Source organism: Planomicrobium sp. MB-3u-38 (assembly GCF_002836425.1).
Classification (GTDB): Bacteria; Bacillota; Bacilli; order Bacillales_A; family Planococcaceae; genus Planococcus; species Planococcus okeanokoites.
Genome location: NZ_PJBO01000002.1, coordinates 31,211 through 51,409, shown reverse-complemented (window position 1 = coordinate 51,409; position 20,199 = coordinate 31,211). Strand labels below are relative to the sequence as shown.

General features: G+C 45.6%; 13 protein-coding genes and 2 riboswitches. Of the genes, 1 reads left to right on the top strand and 12 read right to left on the bottom strand.

Features of this window, described 5'->3' with window-relative positions; genetic code table 11:
* Positions 1–442: 442 nt before the first annotated feature.
* The 10 genes from CXF70_RS02345 to CXF70_RS02300 form a co-directional block, all read right to left on the bottom strand.
* Positions 443–1,780 carry an NCS2 family permease gene (locus tag CXF70_RS02345; protein WP_101801378.1) on the bottom strand — a complete coding sequence of 446 codons (1,338 nt, stop codon included), beginning with the start codon at positions 1,778–1,780 and terminating at the stop codon, positions 443–445.
* A gap of 137 nt (positions 1,781–1,917) precedes the next feature.
* A riboswitch (purine riboswitch) is annotated at positions 1,918–2,019 on the bottom strand.
* Between the two features lie 86 nt (positions 2,020–2,105).
* Entirely contained in the window at positions 2,106–3,644 is a 1,539-nt protein-coding gene (gene guaA / locus CXF70_RS02340) for a glutamine-hydrolyzing GMP synthase (protein ID WP_084242998.1), read from the bottom strand.
* Between the two features lie 128 nt (positions 3,645–3,772).
* Positions 3,773–3,874, bottom strand: a riboswitch (purine riboswitch).
* A gap of 32 nt (positions 3,875–3,906) precedes the next feature.
* Positions 3,907–6,093 carry a transglutaminase TgpA family protein gene (locus CXF70_RS02335; protein WP_101801377.1) on the bottom strand — a complete coding sequence of 729 codons (2,187 nt, stop codon included), beginning with the start codon at positions 6,091–6,093 and terminating at the stop codon, positions 3,907–3,909.
* The gene (locus tag CXF70_RS02330; RefSeq protein ID WP_101801376.1) at positions 6,090–7,304 is read right to left on the bottom strand and encodes a DUF58 domain-containing protein; all 1,215 of its coding nucleotides are present in this window, start codon (positions 7,302–7,304) and stop codon (positions 6,090–6,092) included. Before CXF70_RS02330 ends, CXF70_RS02335 begins: the two co-directional genes overlap by 4 nt.
* Positions 7,301–8,251, bottom strand: a complete 951-nt coding sequence (locus tag CXF70_RS02325) for an AAA family ATPase (RefSeq protein ID WP_101801375.1) — start codon at positions 8,249–8,251, stop codon at positions 7,301–7,303. Before CXF70_RS02325 ends, CXF70_RS02330 begins: the two co-directional genes overlap by 4 nt.
* Positions 8,252–8,412: 161 nt before the next feature.
* A complete protein-coding gene (gene nadE / locus CXF70_RS02320) occupies positions 8,413–9,240 on the bottom strand; it encodes an ammonia-dependent NAD(+) synthetase (protein ID WP_084242633.1) in 828 nt (275 codons plus the stop codon).
* Positions 9,241–9,251: 11 nt separating this feature from the next.
* On the bottom strand, positions 9,252–10,721 hold the full coding sequence (locus CXF70_RS02315; RefSeq protein ID WP_101801374.1) for a nicotinate phosphoribosyltransferase: 1,470 nt from the start codon (positions 10,719–10,721) through the stop codon (positions 9,252–9,254).
* A 449-nt stretch (positions 10,722–11,170) separates the two neighbouring features.
* Positions 11,171–11,848 carry a GNAT family N-acetyltransferase gene (locus CXF70_RS02310; RefSeq protein ID WP_101801373.1) on the bottom strand — a complete coding sequence of 226 codons (678 nt, stop codon included), beginning with the start codon at positions 11,846–11,848 and terminating at the stop codon, positions 11,171–11,173.
* A gap of 40 nt (positions 11,849–11,888) precedes the next feature.
* On the bottom strand, positions 11,889–13,505 hold the full coding sequence (locus CXF70_RS02305; protein WP_199172776.1) for a glycoside hydrolase family 13 protein: 1,617 nt from the start codon (positions 13,503–13,505) through the stop codon (positions 11,889–11,891).
* Positions 13,506–13,695: 190 nt separating this feature from the next.
* The gene (locus CXF70_RS02300; RefSeq protein ID WP_101801372.1) at positions 13,696–15,708 is read right to left on the bottom strand and encodes a penicillin-binding transpeptidase domain-containing protein; all 2,013 of its coding nucleotides are present in this window, start codon (positions 15,706–15,708) and stop codon (positions 13,696–13,698) included.
* A 143-nt stretch (positions 15,709–15,851) separates the two neighbouring features.
* On the opposite strand from CXF70_RS02300, the gene CXF70_RS02295 reads away from it, so the two are divergent.
* Entirely contained in the window at positions 15,852–17,132 is a 1,281-nt protein-coding gene (locus tag CXF70_RS02295) for a glucose-6-phosphate isomerase (protein WP_101801371.1), read from the top strand.
* Positions 17,133–17,546: 414 nt separating this feature from the next.
* Here CXF70_RS02295 and CXF70_RS02290 read toward each other — a convergent pair whose 3' ends face one another.
* Complete coding sequence (locus CXF70_RS02290; RefSeq protein WP_101801370.1) at positions 17,547–19,163, bottom strand: glycoside hydrolase family 13 protein; 1,617 nt, start codon at positions 19,161–19,163, stop codon at positions 17,547–17,549.
* A gap of 12 nt (positions 19,164–19,175) precedes the next feature.
* A complete protein-coding gene (locus CXF70_RS02285) occupies positions 19,176–20,195 on the bottom strand; it encodes a LacI family DNA-binding transcriptional regulator (RefSeq protein WP_101801369.1) in 1,020 nt (339 codons plus the stop codon).
* Between the last annotated feature and the right edge of the window lie 4 nt (positions 20,196–20,199).

Below are 20,199 nucleotides of genomic sequence, written 5' to 3'. Positions count from 1 at the left end.
AGTTTGAAATTTAACGCCGCGCTCATTGGCGACTTTATTAATATACCAGCTGACATATAACATGTCAACAAAAACATTAAAGTTTCTTTAGAGTGTCACTGCATTAATTATAACAGAATTTTCACACAATAAAATTACAATAGAGTTACAACTTTGAAAGGAATAATTTCCTTTACATGCAAAGCAATGACGGAGTTTTAAATTACTGCAATTCTGCACCTTCCTTCTGACTAAGAACTGCTCTTTGTCGCCAGCACTCATTTCTATATACGGTCAGCGCACTATACTTCCAACTCACTTGTTATACAGTTATAAATATTAGCCGATAATTTCTAGCTCATATTCTCAAACTGGAATTTTTGACTTTCTTCTATATATAATATCGCCATTGAAAAAGCCCGCCAAAAATTTGGCGGGCTTTCACTCTCATAAAGCTCATCACTTAAGCGAGGAAAATAAAGTACAGAACAAATATTACAAACAATCCGTACATAATTGGATGGACTTGCTTTCCTTTTCCTGCAGCTATCATTGTAATCGGATAGAAAATAAATCCGATTGCAATCCCGGTCGCGATACTATAGCCCAAAGGCATAGCGATCATCGTCAGGAACGCTGGGACAGCGATTTCGAAACGGCTCCAGTCAATCAGCCCCAATGAAGATACCATCAGCACACCCACGATTATCAAAGCCGGCGCAGTGACTGCACTAGTGATAACTTCAAGCAGCGGATAAAAGAGGATCGCTACCAGGAACAGGACGCCAGTGACAACAGAAGCAAATCCTGAACGGGCTCCTGCCGCAACTCCGGAAGTCGATTCGATATAAGATGTAGTAGTTGACGTACCAAAAATCGCGCCACCAACAGTCGCAATAGAATCAGCCAGAAGAGCTTTGCCTGCTCTCGGTAATTTATTGTCTTTCATCAAACCTGCCTGATTTGCAACAGCAACTAAAGTTCCGGCTGTATCAAAGAAATCGACAAACAGGAAAGTTAATACCACGACCAGAAACTCAATATTCATCAGAGATCCGAAATCATTGAAAATCGGTTCAAGAGCTACACCGAATGTCGAACCCATACTCGGAACGTTCAAATCAATAACAGCACTCGGCAAATTGACGACTCCGAAAATCATTCCAACCACGGCAGCAATCAAGATTCCGAAGAAGATGCCGCCTTTAAATCCACGGACCATGAAAATGACAGTTACAAATAAACCGAAAATGGCAAGCAGTGTGGAAGGATTCGTCAAATCGCCGATTCCTACCATTGTATCCGGATTGCCAACGATGATCTCAGCATTTTGAAGCCCGATAAAAGTGATGTAAAGGCCGATCCCAGCACCCACTGCATACTTCAATTCTGCAGGAATTGCATTAATGATCGTTTCACGAACACCCGTTAATGTTAAAAGGACAAAAATGACACCTGAAAAAAGCACGCCAGTTAAGGCAGTCTGCCAAGGAATCCCGTAAGTCAAAATAACCGTATACGCGAAGAATGCATTCAATCCCATTCCTGGCGCTAGAGCTATAGGGTATTTCGCCAACACTCCCATCAATATCGAACCAATTGCAGCAGCCAAAGCCGTAGCCATGAAGACAGCTCCGTAATCCATGCGCATCGAATCGGGCAGGTCAGGCACTGAAGCCAAAGTCAATGTCAATGGGTTGACTACGAGGATATAAGCCATTGCCAAGAAGGTTGTTAACCCGCCAATAAATTCCCGGCGGTAATTTGTGCCAAGCTCTTCAAACTGAAAATATTTCTTCATTTTTTCTATTTCCTCCGCGTGCTGCCGCAAAATGCAGTTAAAACAAAAGGACGCATACAGCAAAATGCCGTATGCGCCCTTCGATTTTAATTTCCGAAATAATTATTTCAGAAAAAGTCCGACTCCCTTTAAAAAGATGGGACCGTGACTTAAATCGTAGTCGAGTCATTTACGGTAACTCGGTAGAAACTTTCGGGCCATATCCCCGACATTATACGACAGCGTTATTTAATTTCTATTGTAGAATAACACATATTATACCTTTGAACAAGGCTAATCACGAACATTATTTAATATTTATAACTTTTAGTTCGTGATTTACTTTTTATTCCCATTCAATGGTTGCTGGTGGCTTGCTCGTGATGTCATAAAGCACACGGTTGATGTGATCCACTTCGTTGACCAATCTGACACTGATTTTCTCGAGGACATCCCAAGGAATCCGGGCCCAGTCAGAAGTCATGCCGTCTATCGATGTTACCGCACGAATACCGATTGCGTAATCGTATGTGCGCGCATCGCCCATGACTCCAACGCTGCGGATGTCAGGAAGAACGGTAAAGTATTGCCATATATCGCGGTCCAAACCAGCTTTGCTGATTTCATCGCGCAGAATCCAATCAGATTCGCGGACGATTTCAAGTTTTTCTTCAGTGACTGCTCCCATAATCCGGATGCCCAGACCTGGTCCCGGGAACGGCTGACGCCAGACGATTTCATCAGGCATACCCAGTTCTGTGCCAAGGACACGCACTTCATCTTTAAATAAAGTATTCAGCGGTTCGATCAATTTGAACTGCATATCTTCCGGCAGTCCGCCGACATTGTGGTGGGATTTGATCGTCTGGGCAGTTGTCGTGCCGCTCTCGATAATATCCGTATACAAAGTTCCTTGAGCCAGGAAATCCATGCCTTCCAATTTGGAAGCTTCATCATCAAATACATAGATGAATTCATTGCCGATGATTTTACGTTTTTGTTCCGGATCCGTCACGCCTGCAAGTTTGTTCATGAAGCGGTCGCGCGCATCGATTTTGATGACGTTCATGTTAAAACCGTCAGCGAAAGTTTTCATGACGCTTTCCGCTTCGCCTTTACGAAGCAGTCCGTGGTCGACGAACATGCAAGTCAGCTGATCCCCGATTGCCCGGTGAATCAGTACTGCAACAACCGAAGAATCCACTCCGCCGCTCAAGGCACACAGAACTTTTTTATCTCCGACTTCTTCGCGGATCTTTTCGATTTCAAGTTCGATGTAATTTTCCATCGACCAATCCGCGTTCATACCGCAGATTTCGAAAACGAATTGACGAAGCAATTCATTGCCATAGATTGAATGGCGGACTTCCGGATGGAATTGGACACCGTAGAATCCACGTGACTCATCTGCCATGGAGGCAATTGGACAGCCAGCACTCGTACCGATGACATCGAAACCTGGAGGTGCTTCGGTAACCAGGTCGCCGTGGCTCATCCAGACAATTTGTTCTTCAGGCAGGCCGGAAAACAATTTGCTTTCCTTCACCAATTTCAATTCAGCTTTGCCGTATTCACGGTTCTGCGCTTTTTTCACGTCGCCTTTCAAGTGCAAAGCCATCAGCTGCATGCCGTAGCAGATCCCCAGAATCGGAAGACCCATTTCAAAAATCGCATCGTCTATGGAAAAAGCATTTTTATCATATACAGAATTCGGACCACCTGAAAAAATGATGCCGGTAGCGTTCATTTCCTTGATTTCTTCAGCTGTGACTGTGTGTGGATGCAGTTCACTATAGACGCCAAGCTCACGAATTCGGCGTGTGATCAACTGATTATACTGACTGCCGAAATCTAATACGACGATTTTACTTTGTTCTTTTAACATTGGACTGACTGGCAAAACCTTCACCTCTTCTGATCGATTTCAGGCGGCACAAATAATAAAAGAACGCGAAAAAGCTCCTCGCGTTCTTTTGCTCTACATCAAAAAGGCGAAGCCCCATGCAAAAAATTGCATGCGGCATCCGCCTTCATAGTCAAGTCGTTTCCGGGGACTTGGTAGAGACATCCGATCCATATCACCGGACATATATGAGGGCACCTGTACTTTATAATTTTCTCAATTGTACAAGTTAGCCCGCCCAAAATCAACTGGTTGTGCGATTGATTAAGTTTTCCCAACTTTCCTTCAATTCGCGCCATTCCACAGTTTCGGGGCGGCCTCCGTAGACAGATTGTTCATAGGAAGCCGTCAGGCGGGTCATTTCCTTAGTGCCAAAGAAAGAATCGATATATCTGGCATAAGACATCAACGTCTGTCCATCTTCCCTTTTGATCCCGTAGAGATCCAGTTGCTTCAGCAATCGGAGATAGGCCTTCTCAAAAGTCTGCTTGCCATTTCTTCTTCGGTAATACGGCACCAATATTTTTGGCAGCCACCTTTGGCGCTTCAAAAACAAGACAATTGACAGCAAAACAAATGCGGCCATTCCCAGGAAAATAGAGCCTTTATTATCTGCCGCATATTCGCCGAACCGGTCCCACAGACTCGGACCATCCGACCCGGCAGATGCAGCCGCCTCTTCATCTTCTTCCTCAAGCTCCGGTTGCTGCGGACGCTCAGGCAGTTCCTGTTCTTCTGGATCTGATGTTTCGATATCCAAGTCAAAATCAATCTGTGAAGATCCGGTGAAGCCGATTGTCGGCTCAAACAGCATCCAGCCTACTCCGGGCATATATGCTTCCACCCAGGAATGGGCATTATTATTTGTGACTTCGTAAACTTCAGTTTCACCATTGCTGTCTACCTGCACACCCTCGTTGAAGCCTTTCACCCAACGGGCAGGTATATCCAAACTCCGCAGCAATACGACCATGGAAGTGGAAAAGTTATCACAATAGCCACGTTTGGTTTCGAATAAAAATTGATCCACGTAATCCTGATCTTCTTCAGGCACCGGTATATTCGTCAGACTGTATTCGAAGTCATTTCTTTCAAAATAGTCTTCGACAGCGCGGGCTTTATCGTAGACAGTTTCCGAATTCATCGTAATTTCCTGGGCCAGATCCCTGACTCGCTGCGGCAATTCTTCGGGCAGCTGTTTGTAGCGGTCAAATTCAGGCGGCAGTTCGGCCAATTTATCGACGGTCGATTCCCGGAGGCCGGTCAGACTGTAAGACGGTTCATTGAATTGAAGCTCAACGTCATCAGGCTCGAAAGGCGCACCGCTCAATAACGGCTCAATTTTTTGGTCAACCGCTGAATAACTGTAGCGGATCTCGCCATTCATCTGGATGGATTCTATTCCATATGGATAAAGGACAAACGGAAAATCCTGTTCCATTTCCAGTACCGCGTTCTGCGACTCATCCTCCGTTCCGGGTTCAAATTCTGTTTCTATTAAATCACCATTACTGTAGAGAACCGGTTCGCTCACAGGCTCACTCAATTCCCAGCCTTTGGTAGTGTAAGTATCTTTCGTTTCTACTTTCCAGTATTGCCCATCTTCCACTTCGGCACGAAAAGCCGGGGTGTCGTCACCAAGAAACGATCCCCCCAGTTCAGAATCATCTACTCCGTAGCCGATGCGTCCAACTGCAGCCGGTCCAGGTCCGCCTTCTCCAGAAAAAGAAGTGATATACGGCACTGGGTCCGGCCATAGCGGGCCGGCTTTAGGCAAATAAAGGGCAAGTGCCGTAGAAACCGCCACCATGACAAATAATGGGATGATGAAACCCGCGAGGCGCTCGATTGTTTCATTGATCCGGTGGCCCTCAAGCCATCTCGCCAAATGAAGCAAGCCTGCAAGCATCAGGCCAACGACCATGATGCGTATGATTGCAGTATCGCCGTTATAAGGGCTGAATGTATCAAGTACCGCAATAAAAATAACCGTTAGAATATAAAACAGGAAGATGCTTAAACGGAAACTGACCCAATAATGGATCAGGTAAACCGCCATCCATAATAAACTGAAGAATAATACCGTCCTGAATATATCGGTGGTTTGTGCCCAGTCCTGGGCAAATAACGCCGCTAAATTTATTTGCATATCATCCAGGATAAAACCGAGAGCTTCAAACGAGAAAATAGTCGCCTCAGTATAGACATAGATCAGAAACCACATGATGTAGACCATTTTAACGCCAGCGGCTATGGTCCAGTGCACGTGCAAGAATGCCATGAGCAAGCTGATGGCGATAAAAATCAGAAACAGCGGTTTATGGCCGGTATCGGTCAAAGTGATGACCGGAGTGAGCCATTCCGCCAATAAGAGGAAAACCAAGATATACAAAATCGCCATGAACGCCTTATTTTTTCGAATGGAATTCATTTGCGGCCCACCTCCGTAAAGACCGAAGCGAAATTCTCCGGTGCTACAAGTTTTACGATAAAGCCCTTTGAAACTGCGAATTGATGGGCAGCTTCATCTGCCTTGCCAAATTTCTCGCCTTTATTGGACAGCACAAGGCACATGCAAGTATTGAGATTCTTAACATTTCTTCGAATAGCTTCGACCATTTCCACGGTCAATTTAGTTGTAACGTAGATTATAGTGGTAGCCCGTATTTGTTGAAGATCTCTGCTGACTACTTCTTCAGCCGGCCGATCAAGATCCGGCAGGATTTTCGTCAAGTGATACATGACACGCTGCAAATGGCTTTCTGAATGGATGACCGGAAACGAATCAAGGGTGCTGCCGATTGATAAATAAGCGACGCTTGAATTTGCTCTCACAATCGACTGCAATAAAGAAGCAGTGAGTTCAACCTGGAGTTCAAATTTATCGGACGGTTTACGATCATCCAGCAAAAATAGATCTTCGGCTTGCCGGTCTTCGAATTCCTTGGTGCGCAGGGTTTGCGTCCGCGCAAATGATTTCCAGTGGATCCAGGAAACCCGATCCCCCGGCTGGTAATCGCGGATTCCGGTAGCCATGGTCGTATCCTTCACCAATGTATGCGGAGCGGCCATCGCTCCCTGATCATAACTGGATTCAATTGCCCGGTACGGAATATCATGCGTTTTAGGATAAACGAGGATCGTCTGTTTCAATGGAAACATTTTTGTTTTTTTGGTCCAGCCAAAAAAATCTGCGACTTCGAGTTTAATACCTTCCAGTACGTGCTCGCCCCTCGGCATATCGTCGATTTCATAGCGCCACGTATGGGATTTTCGGAAACCGGGCATAAACATTGTCCGATTATCCGCAGGATTCCGTTTTCGCAAAGCGATAGAGTTCGTTTTTTCGGTCAGTACTGTATATAGAAGAGGAAAAGACAATTTCCGTTTGAAATGCACTGTCGCTGAATACTTCTGGCCTCTTCTGATTTGTGCAGTATGGATTTGGCGGGTCATTTCAATATCCTGCAGCGGATAGAAAATCAGCAGCAGCGAATACAGCACAAACGGCAAGGCCATGTAAAAGATGAACCAGCTGACGAAACCGCCCTGGAACATCGCAAATGAAAAAGTGAGCAACAGGATAAAAACAACAAATATTATCCTGCCCCAAAGAGAGAGGGCTTTTTTGATTTGTTTCATTGGCCGACTAGCCTTTGGACAGGCACTTTTGTTTTCGTTAAGATGCGTTCCGTAATTTCTTCCGCCGAAATTCCGTCATAGCGGGCTTCAGAACGGAGCATGATGCGGTGGCCAAAAACAAATTTCGCCAGGTACTGGACATCATCCGGCGTAACAAAATCCCGGCCCCGCAATAAAGCATAGGCTTGGGCAGACTTCATCAAAGCGATCGAACCTCGTGGGCTTACCCCTAAATAGACATATGGATCATTTCGGGTTTGCCGCGCAAGATCGACGATATAGCTGCGGATCGTTTCATCCACTTTGACATTTTTGGCTTCGCGCTGTAAATCAAGCAATTCTTCGAGTGTAATGACTGACTGCAATTCTTCGATCGGAACGGAAAGCTGTGAACGGTTCAAGACTTCCATTTCTTCTTTCAAAGTAGGATAACCCATTTTAATTTTCAGAAGAAAACGATCCAATTGCGCTTCCGGCAGTGGATAAGTTCCTTCATATTCAATCGGATTCTGTGTGGCCATAACAAAAAATGGTTTGGGAATCTGCATAGTGACACCATCGATGGTAACGGAAGCTTCTTCCATTGCTTCGAGCAGAGAAGATTGGGTTTTCGGGGAAGTACGGTTAATTTCATCGGCTAAAATGATATTGCCCATAATCGGACCCGGGCGGAAATTGAACTCCATATCTTTCGGATTATAGATTGAAACGCCGACTACATCTGAAGGCAATAAATCTGGAGTGAATTGTATACGTTTAAAATCCGCACCGACTGATTTCGCCAACGCCCTGACCAGCATGGTTTTGCCGACACCCGGCACATCTTCCAGCAAAACATGCCCATGGGACAGCATTGCCACCATACTCAGTTCGGCGATATCACGCTTGCCGATTATGACTTTCTCGATATTATCGATAACTTTGTTTAATTGTTCTTTTGGATTCATCATCTTTTCCCCCAATGGGTGACAAAAAATATTTTGAATTGTCACATTCTTACTCATTAGCATAACGAATTATGAGCAATAACTCAACTGTGCAGTCACCGCGGGCAGGCATTTTCTCATAAAGAAAAGCCCTCGCTGAGAGGACTTTTCATCTTTAATATTTATTTCCAGAAATCGTCGAAGACCGTAATCGGAAGTTTGCGCTTATGCTGCGTCTTCAGATAATAGCCTTCCAATTTCTCACGGGCTTCATCCGGTATTTTCTTGCCTTCCAGATAATCATCGATCATATCATATGTTATGCCAAGTGCCACTTCATCAGGAATGGCGGGCTTGTCTTCTTCAAGATCGGCAGTCGGAATCTTATTATAGAGATGCTCCGGACTTCCCAATTCTTTCAGTAATTGCTTGCCCTGTCTTTTGTTCAGACGGAAAAGGGGTGTGAGATCCGCAGCACCGTCCCCATGTTTTGTATAGAAACCGGTGATCGCTTCAGCTGCATGGTCCGTTCCGAGCACGACAGCATTGTGCATAGCGGCTACGGAATACTGGGCTTTCATGCGTTCTCTCGCTTTTTCATTGCCTTTGATAAAATCCGTCAATTCGATTCCCGCCTGTTCCAAGGCGCGGTCACTTGCATCGACAGCTTCTTTGATATTGATGGTGTAAGTTTTAGTCGGATTGATGAACTTCAACGCATCCTGTGCATCGTGTTCGTCAAATTGTTCTCCGTAAGGCAGACGGACTGCGTAGAAACCGTATTTATCGCTTCCGGTTTCCTCATTCAGTTGATCGACAGCCATTTGAGCCATTTTTCCAACAAGCGTCGAATCCTGGCCGCCTGATATGCCGAGTACGTACCCTTCAAGGAAGGGATGTTTCTTCAAATACTCTTTCAGGAATGAAATAGTTCGGTCTATTTCCTCGCTCGGATTGATTTCTGGCTGAACTTTCATTTCATCAATGATTTGCTGCTGCAGTTCTGTCATGTAAAATCCTCCTATCGTTTTGAGAAACTTTGAATGGAATCACGGACTTCCTGGATATTGCGCATTTTATTGTCCCAGCATTTCTGGCTGAGATCGACCGGATACTCTTCAGGATTCAATGAACGTTTATACTCATCCCAAAGAAGATCGAGGCTCTTTTTGGAATAATCCTGGATTTCCTGGACTGAAGGGTATTTATAGGTGATTTCTCCATCTTTCACGACTTGTGTATGGATATTCACGGCGTCGAAATTGGTTACGAATTTTGAAACGAAAGTATGGACCGGATGGAACATCTTCAAACGTTCTTCGGATTCCGGATCTTCGTCCACCATCGTGATATAATCCCCTTCTGATTTCCCGTTTTCCCTGTCTATGATCCGATAAACTTTTTTCAGTCCGGGTGTAGTGACTTTTTCGGCATTGCCGGAAATTTTTATGGTATCTTCCATCTGGCCTTCTTCGTTTTCAATCGCAACAATTTTATAAACGGCTCCTAGCGCAGGCTGATCATAAGCTGTAATCAGCTTTGTTCCGATCCCCCATGAATCGACTTGCGCTCCTTGCGCTTTCAGATTCAGGATGGTGTATTCGTCCAGATCATTCGACACGACGATTTCAGCGTCCGGGAAACCTGCTTCATCCAGCATTTTCCTCGCTTCTTTAGAAAGGAACGCAATATCGCCGCTGTCCAGGCGAATGCCCTGGAAGTCGATTTGATCTCCAAGTTCTTTGGCCACTTGGATTGCAATGGGCAGACCCGATTTTAAAGTGTCATATGTATCCACTAGGAAAACGCAATTTTTATGCCGTTTCGCATAGGCATGGAAAGCTTCGTATTCATCTTTATAGGCCTGTACCATCGAATGGGCATGTGTACCCGCTACCGGTATACCGAATAATTTTCCAGCCCGGACATTGCTTGTCGCTTCCAGTCCGCCGATAAAAGCAGCACGCGAACCCCAAATTGCCGCATCCATTTCCTGCGCGCGTCGTGTGCCGAATTCCATGACACGGTCATCTTTTACAATCTGTTTGATCCGGCTGGCTTTAGTTGCGATCAATGTTTGGTAATTAACGATGTTGAGTAAAGCCGTTTCAATCAATTGCGCTTCCGCCAACGTGCTTTCGATGCGGATCAAAGGTTCATTCTGGAAAACCAACTCACCTTCCACAACCGAATGGACAGCTCCAGTAAATTTGATGGATTTCAGATAATCCAGAAAATCTTCTTTATAGCCCACTTCTTTGAGATACGTGAGGTCCGATTCCGAGAATTTAAAGTTTCTGAGGTATTCCAGCACCCGCTCCAATCCGGCAAAAATAGCATAGCCGTTCCCGAACGGCAATTTCCGGAAAAACAGCTCAAAAACCGCTTTTCGTTCATGCATGCCATCCGCCCAATAGGCTTCCACCATATTGATCTGGTATAAATCGGTGTGCAGAGCCAGACTGTCATCCGCATAATTCGTATTTTGCATTTGATCTCCTTCTTCCGCTATTCATAAGTTCAATTAATTATACCCTATTAGACCCATTTCAAAAACGAAAGCCAATCAGCATCCCAATTAAAAGAGTTAAATTTGACAAAAACACATCATCTGTGCAATAATATTTAAGTTAACACAGAGGTAACTGGTATATTTGATAATCTGGCATTCTACATTAATGTTTTTGAGAATACTTATTCACACTGGCGCGATTTAAGGATCGCAAGGACGTAAAAGAAGGTAGGGTTTACGTTGCTTAAGTTAGAAAGCACCCAGTGGAACACTGACCGCGGCACTGAAAGCAAATACTTTCAACGGAAATGATTCCCCTTTCTGAAGGGTTGAAAAATTGAATCAAGCTATATAAATGTTACCTTAAAACAAACAAAGGGGCGCCTCGATACGATATCGGGAGCGTCCCTTTTCCAATTCCACCGTCTTTATTGACTTTCGTACTCAACAAACGGATTCTTCCATTCCATCAATAAAGCGTAATTTCCCGAATCTTCATCATCCAGATAATTTTTCACCAACTTAACCGGGGTTCTCCCGCTGCGCATCAGAAAAGTGATGACCGGGTCTTTCAATTCACCGGCCAAAACTTTTTCGGCATACTTCTCGGCAGTTATTCTGCTCGAAACCCTTTTATATCCAGGCATTCGTCCACCGCCGATCACCCGCTCCAGACGGTCTTCAATCACTCGTTCATAAGCTGCCTGCAGCAAGAGCTTGCCGAGCTCCATCTTTCGGTATGATGGTCTGATGCCGATATCCACTATATAAAAGTTCTTGCCTTCTGGTTCATGAGTTCTGATATAACCGCTGTCCGTCACTTGTTCCCAGTTATGTGAATTGAAATCATCATCATCTCCCACTAGCATCCCGGTCAATGACCCCGCGAGTTCCCCTTCGATTTCTATGCACAGCGCCCCTTCCGGATAATGTGCAAGATGACTCGATAATTGCTCCCGGTTCCACAGCAGCTCATCAGGAAAAGGCGGAGGAAAACATTCCCTTTGTATATTGATCAACGCTTCAAAGTCCGCTTCCCCGTAATTCCGGATGACCGCTTTTGAAATTTCTTCCCCTTTAAATACATATTGCTCCTTATAATACAATTGCCGCTCTCCTCCAATTTCATTTTTTTACATCCTTCTTTTATTCCAATAAATAAACACGGGCTTCATAAGGCTGCAGTTTCCGCTCCATCAACTCAGTATAATTCGCTAAAAGAAGCTGCCCTTTTTCCCTCAGCGACCAGTGGCAGCCGTCACTGTCCAAATGGGAAACCACAAGAATCCGGGTATTTTCGTATTCACGGATATAGGCGTATACGTCCGGGCAATCTGTTTCAGCAAGTTTTGTACTGCCGTATAAAAGACATTCCCGGCTCTTGCGCAATACAATCATTTTCTTGTAAAAAGATAAAATCGATCGGTCATCTACTGTTTGGGCCTCGACGTTCAACCAATTATAATTGGGATTCAGATCAATCCACGGCTTTCCAACAGTAAAGCCCGCATTGGTGCCGTCATGCCATTGCATCGGGGTGCGGGCATTATTCCGGCTGACTTTTTTGATCACTTCTATCAATTCTTCATGCGGAACACCCTGCATCCTTTTATATCGATAGAAGTTCTTCGTTTCAACATCACGGTACTTTTTAATATCATCAAACGGAACATTTGTCATGCCGATTTCCTGTCCTTGATAAATAAACGGCGTACCCTGCATAAAAAAATACATACAGGCAAGGGCGGTGGCACTTTCCCGCCAATAATTCCGGTCATCTCCCCAGGTTGATACGGTTCTCGGCCGGTCATGATTTTCGAGATAGAGGGAGTTCCATGCGATGCCTTGTGTGCTGCGCTGCCAAAGATCCAAAATCTTTTTGATGGTCATTACATTTTGATCTGCATCGAGATCCTGGTTCCAGTTTTCATGTGCCTCAAGACTGAAAATCATATTGAATTTCCCGTCATCTTCACTTATCCATTCAGCCAATTCATCGGCTCTGATACTATTTGCTTCACCCACTGTCACAACATCATATTTCGCGAAGGTCTCATCGCGTAACTCCTTAAGAAAATCCTGTATACCTTCAACATTCGTCATTTTTTTCCATGCCGGCACATAATTTTTGCCTTCGGGATTTGGCATATCCGTTAAATCTTTTTTGAGGTGATTGATGGCATCCACCCGGAAACCGTCTACGCCTTTCTCAATCCACCAAATGATCATATCGTAAAGTTCCCTCCGTACTTCGGGATTCTCCCAATTCAGATCCACCTGGTTTTTGGTATATAGATGCAAATAATACTGGTTGGTTTTCGGATCGAATGTCCATGCTGGCCCCCCGAATATGCTTTCCCAATTAGTAGGCTTGTCGCGCCAAATATACCAGTCGCGTTTCGGATTATCCTTGGACGATTTGGATTCATGAAACCAGGGATGCTGATCGCTTGTATGGTTCAAGACCAGATCCAAAATCAGTTTCATACCCCGGGAATGGATTTCTGCCAGCATGTTATCAAAATCTTGCATTGTCCCCATTTCAGCCATGATCTCCCGGTAATCACTGACGTCATAACCGTTGTCGACATTAGGGGACTTATACATCGGGCAAAGCCACAGGATGTCGATACCAAGCCCCTGCAAATAATCCAGTTTTTCCGTGACTCCATTCAAATCCCCTACACCGTCTCCACTATTATCCTTAAAACTCCGCGTATAAATCTGGTAGACCACTGCTTCCTTCCACCAAGTCTTCTTCACGCTTTCCCCCTTCTTCCCATTCTTAATCAAACCAAAACGAACTAAAATCCTCCTAAATATAGTATTCTCTGAAAGCATCAAAAAACCTGCTTTAATACTGTTTTTTTTGACAAACATATAAAGCCTGAGTTGAAATTCTTCTACAATCATGAAAAAATCGCCACCTCAATATAAGGTGGCGATCCCTGTTTTATTGGTAGAACTGTTCGAATGTCTCACCGACCATGCCTGCTACATAGGCACTGCCGTCATTGTCGCCGACATCTTCCACCATCATGGCGATGATGAATTCGGGATTAGCGGAATCGTAAGCGATGAAGAACCCATTTTCCTGTCCGCTTTCTTCGCCAGCTGCCTTCAGCTCAGCGGTACCGGTTTTGCCGGCCAACGGAATATTTTCAAGATTCGCCTCTTGTGCGAATCCATCAACCACCACGTTCCGCAAGTCGGTGCGAAGTATTTCCGCATTCTCCGCTGAAACCAATCCGTCCTTCCAGACTTGCGCATCTTCTTCTTCAAGCAGCAGCGTCGGTTCATGCATGACGCCATCTGTCAGAAACGGCTGGTACACCGATGCCAAGTGAAGAATATTCGCCAGCATCTGCCCCTGTCCGAATGAGGTGTCCGCCTGCTGCCCTTCAGAAGAGATGTTTCCATCATTCGATATTTGTGAAGACTGCAACGCGAGCGGATACGGGATTTCTTCACCAAAAGCGAAGTTTTCCAATCCTTCCACTAACGTGCTTCTTCCCATTTCCAGCGCTTGTCTCGCAAAATAGATATTATCCGAATAAACAAGCGCCTTATTCAAATCAATCGGATTGGGTGCTTCCGGATGGACTCGCGTCACTTCGTAGCCTCCCCAATCATCTTTTTGCCATGTCTCACCCTCGATCGTCAGTCCTTCCGACGGGTCGAGGGTTCCTGCTTCAAGGCCGATTGCAGCAGTTACCGGTTTTATCGTCGATCCCGGGGCATAGCTTTGGGCAAATCGGTTATATAGCGGCATCAACGGATCTTCTTTTAACTCCTCGTAGCTTTCACCACTCATGCCCAGCATGAATTCGCTTGGATTAAAGCCCGGCGAACTTAGAAGCACCAGCGTTTCTCCTGTCTCCGGATCGACAGCTGCAGATGTTCCCGCTTCACCATCCATCGATTCATAAGCAATCTGCTGCAATTCAGCATCGATGGTCAATTGGATTTTTTTCCCGTCCACAGCCTGCTTTTCTGCGACTGTGATCTGTTCCTGCTCTTTGTCGATATAGATGCGCATGCCATCTTCACCGCGCAGCCGATCTTCCAATTGGCGTTCGAGCCCTTGCCGGCCGATCATATCATTTTCCGTATAACCCTGTTCCTGCAGCTCACTCAACTGCTCAGCCGTAATCGGACCGATGTAACCGATCAAATGTGACAAGGCTTCACCATATGGATATTCACGCATGGCGGTTTCCTGATGCATGGTGCCAGGGATTTCCAACACCTGTTCAAGCAATTCCGTGTTGTCATTCGATGTTTTGCTGAGTGGCACGAATTGGCTCAGGTTATTCTGCACCCAATCCTGCTCCAATTGCCGATCGATTTCTTCAACAGACATGCCGAGCAATTCAGCCAATTGTTCCTTATCCGCGTCATCCGTGAATTTTTCCGGCACAACCCCGATTGACCTGCCGGTGCTATTGACGGCGAGCGGCTGATCGTTGCGGTCATACAACTCCCCTCTCGCTGCAGCCTGCCTGCTGATGCGCACCGGATCACCGGCTTCAAGCTGCGGGAAAATGAAAGAAGGCGTCCACTCGACAAACCAATTTCCCGCTTCTTCCGTTTCTTCATACAGAAGAGTCATGGTTTCTTCAAATTCCACTGGACCCGCTAGTGTATCCATTGACACCTGCACCGGAAAATCAGCCGGCTGTTCCTGTTCCCATTCAGTATCTTCCGGAGCTTCCGTAAAAGTCACTTCAAGGTTCTCTATGCCAAGGTCTTCATGAAGTTTCTGCTGGCGGTCAATGAATTCATCCGTTCCGTAAGCCGCTTTCGTTCCTTCATTCAAATATTTTTCATACATCTCTCCAAATTCGAGATTATTCCAGTGTTCTATGTATTCAGCTAACCGGTCTTCCGGCGTCACTTGTTCTTGGCAGCCGGAAAGAAAAATAGCCATGGCCAAAATAAAAAGTACGATTATTGTTTTTTTCATTTCTTCCCCCACTTTCTTAATAATCAGCTTACCAGATTATGGGTTCCCTTTAAAATGAAAGACTCTCTTTATTTGCATATGCCATAAGGTATTGAAGCTCCGGATATGGTAAACTTGAGAGAAAAAGGAAAGGGAGTTTTCAGATGATCGAGTTTACATATTCGGGGTCTTTCGAAACTGTTTTGACAGACGGAAAAAAAGCCGCGTTAAAGGAAATTCATGATAATTTATACAATAAAGAAGGAAGAGGTTCCGATTTTTTGGGATGGCTCGATTGGCCGAGCACTGTTCAGCCTGAATTTATGGAGCGCATCCAAAAAACCGCCGAAGTGATCCAGGAAAAAGCGGAGGTCTTGGTCGTCATCGGCATCGGCGGATCCTATCTGGGCGCGAAAGCCGCATTGACCGCTCTCTCGCCTTATTTCAATAAAGATGATAGAAAAACCGAGGTGCTGTTTGCCGGACATCAGGTCAGCGGCGAATATCTGAAACAGCTTCTTACCCATCTCGATGGCAAGGAAGTAATGGTGAATGTCATTTCGAAATCAGGAAAAACGACAGAGCCTGCGCTCGCCTTCCGCTTCCTGAAAAAATATATGGAAGACCGTTACGGGGAAGCTGCCGCAGAACGCATCATCGTAACGACTGACGCCGAGAAAGGCGCACTGGTCAACCTGGCGATTGAAAATGGCTACGAACGATTTGTCGTACCTGAAGATGTAGGCGGACGTTATTCAGTATTCACTGCAGTTGGCCTGCTGCCGATTGCCGCTGCCGGATTTTCAGTGTCAGAATTGATGGCCGGCGCAAAAGATGCGGAAGAGGCTTATCAGGTATTCAATCCCGAAACCAACACAGCCATCCGTTATGCAGCTGCGCGTCATCACCTTTATTCAGAAGGTTATACCACAGAAGTCATGGCCACTTTTGAACCGAAATTGGCTTATGTGCAGGAATGGTGGAAGCAATTATTCGGTGAAAGCGAAGGCAAAGAAGGCAAAGGCATCTTCCCTGCTTCCGTATCATTCACTACTGATCTCCATTCAATGGGCCAGTATATCCAGGACGGCATCCGCAATCTTTTTGAGAGTTTCCTGCTGATCAAGGAAAGCAAAGAAGATTTGACAGTATTCGAAGCGGAGAATGATGGTGACGAATTGAATTACCTGGCCGGCATCACGCTGCAGGAATTTAATCACGTTGCCTATAAAGGCACTTCGTCAGCACATCTGGACGGCGGCGTTCCGCAAATGAGCCTGACAATCGAAAAGATGGATGAGTTCCATCTTGGCCACCTGTTTTATTTCTATATGATTTCCTGCGCATACAGCGCGTACCTGCTGGACATCAACCCATTCGACCAGCCGGGCGTTGAGGATTATAAAAACAACATCTTTAAATTATTGGAGAAGCCAGGATACTAATTTTAGAAAAACTGGATCCATTCGGTCTTTCCTCTAGTGTGTTTAAAAAGAAAACTAGGTATCCGATATTCCGCAAAACAGCTTCGCTTTCCTGGCTGCTCGCACTGAGCTAACTCAGGCTCGTTTCACTTCGCCCAAGTGGATCTCAGCACTTCGCTTAGTCGCCTGGGAGTCTTCGCTGTTTTGCTCCATATCTCAGCTCGCTTTCTATAACTCATATCCGCTTATATCTGATTTACGTATAGAAGTGGCTCCGTAATTATAAGTAGATTCAGAATGAAGCATTAGGCGTTGAAGGGCAAAGAGGTGCTCCTGCATCGCTGCACTGCTTCATTGATAAAGATCGAAAAATTGATATCTTTTCGAAAATGTAAAAAGGGCAGACCCCATCGGGTCCGCCCTTTTTCTGTTCGCTTATTTAATTTGGTAGACTCTCGCTTCATATGGGCGGATTTCTGCCGGGTCAACGGATTCGTAATTCGACATCAGCAGACCGCGGTTTTCCGGTTCATTCCAGCGGTAACGATTCGGACCGAGATTCGAAACGATCAATACTTTCGAATCCTCATCTTCGCGTGTATAAGCATAAACGTCATCAAACCCAAGTTCCTTCAACTCATAGCTGCCGTAAACAAGCACGGCCATCTTCTTACGCAGTGCAATCATTTGCTTGTAGAAGGAAAGCACAGAATGGGGATTGTGTTTTTGCGCTTCAACATTGAGCCACTCGTAGTTAGGATTTGTGTAGATCCAAGGCTGGCTTTCAGAGAAACCGGCATTCGGGCTGTTGTCCCATTGCATCGGAGTGCGGGAGTGGTCCCGGCTTGTTTCTTTGATCAGCGTCATGACCGCGTCATGTTCCATGCCTTCAGCAAGGTTATAGAAATAAAGGTTATGCGTCTGGACGTCATTGAATTGTTCGATCTTTTCAAAAGGAGCATTGGTCATGCCGATTTCCTGTCCCTGATAGATGAACGGTGTGCCTTGCATGAAGAAATACATACAGGCGAGTGAAGTTGCACTTTCCCGCCAGAAAATACCATCATTGCCCAAAGTCGAAACCGCACGCGGCCTATCGTGGTTTTCTATAAACAGTGCGTTCCAGCCAATTCCTTCGACACCTTTCTGCCAGCGTGTCAGGACTTTTTTCAGTTCGGGTACATTGACGCCTTTCTTCAATTCATCTTCCCACAGGCCAAGATCTTCAAATTGGAAAACCATATTGAACTTCCCGTTTTCTTCACTTATCCATTCTTCGATGTCTTCAGCGGATACGCCGTTCGCTTCCCCAACTGTCATAATATCGTATTTTGAGAAGGTCTCATCACGTAATTCCGCAAGAAGCGGCTGAATGCCGTCGACATTCATCATTTTTTCCCAGGCAGGCAGATAAGGCTTGCCTTCTTCAATCGGGAGATCAGTAAAGTCTTTTTTAATATGACTGATGGCGTCCACACGGAATCCATCGATTCCTTTGTCGAGCCACCAGTTGACCATATCGTATAAGGCTTTCCGCACTTCCGCGTTTTCCCAGTTCAGATCCGGCTGTTTCTTCGAGAAGATGTGCAAATAATATTGCCCTGTCTTTTCATCATACTCCCAGGCCGGTCCGCCGAAAATACTTTTCCAGTTTGTCGGCTTGTCGCGCCATACATACCAGTCGCGCTTCGGATTATCAAGTGACGAGCGGGATTCCTGGAACCAGGGATGCTCATCACTTGTATGATTGATGACCAGGTCGATAATCAGCTTCATGCCGCGTGCGTGCACTTCCGCCAAAAGGCGGTCGAAATCCTCCATCGTTCCCAGCTCATCCATGATGTCCTGGTAATCACTGATATCATAGCCATTGTCATCATTCGGCGATTTATACATGGGACAGATCCAGATAACGTCAATGCCCAATTCCTTCAGATAATCCAGTTTCGCCGTTAAGCCATTGATATCTCCGATGCCGTCGCCGTTCGAATCCATGAAGCTTCTCGGATAAACCTGATATGCAACTGCTTCTTTCCACCATTTTTTGTTCATGTTCATTTCCTTTCAAAGACTTCGGCAAGAACCGCGTTCGATCAGCCGGGAAGGAACCGTTACTTCCCTTACCGGCGCCTCACTGTCTTTAATTTTTTCAAGTACCAGTTCTGCTGCATGCAGACCCAGTTCATAAATCGAAATATCCACCGTGCTGAGCGGCGGTTTCAGATGTTCTGACAGCGAATGGTTATTGAAGCTCAATACGGAAACATTGCCGGGAACATCTATTTTCATGTCCTGCAGATAACTGATCAATTCATAAGCGATCAAATCGTCATGTGTGACAATCGCTGTCGGGGGCTGTTCAAGCCGCATCAGCCGTTGGACCGACTGCTCTTCCAACCCCGCATTGATCGACTGATTGACGATCAATTCGGAATCGTAGCGGATTCCCGCTTTTTGAATTGCTTTTCGATACCCTTTCAGACGGTCCAATGACACCACATATTCCAACCCGCCGCCAACATATGCAATCCGCTGATGGCCAAGGCCGATCAGGTATTTGACGACTTCAAACGAATTCCCTACATTATCGTTATCGACATACGAAATCGATTCGGTATGGACATCCGGGCGGCCGACGACTGAAAATGGAATATTGCTATTGTATAGGTAATCCATGATTTTGTCGCAGATTCTGGAGTATAAAAGTATAATGCCATCGACCCTTTTTCCCTGGGTCATGGAAATGACTTCTTCATAGATCTCTTCGGTAGTGGCGCCAGTCGAAAGATAAAGTCCGTACTGGCTTTCATGGGCACGGCTCGAGATGCCGCGGAGCACTTCCGGAAAGAATGGATTCTGGAAAGCAAGGGTCGCCGAATCGGCCATGATGACACCGATTGTCTGAGTTTTTTGGATAACCAGATTACGCGCCTGGAAGTTCGGGTAATAGCCCAGATGCTTCATAGTTTCCCGGACTTTTTTCTTTGTGTCTTCACTGATACGCGGATTATCCGCGATCACACGGGATACAGTTGCCGGTGAGACCGACGCCGCTTTCGCAACATCTTTAATCGTGACTGCCACTGAA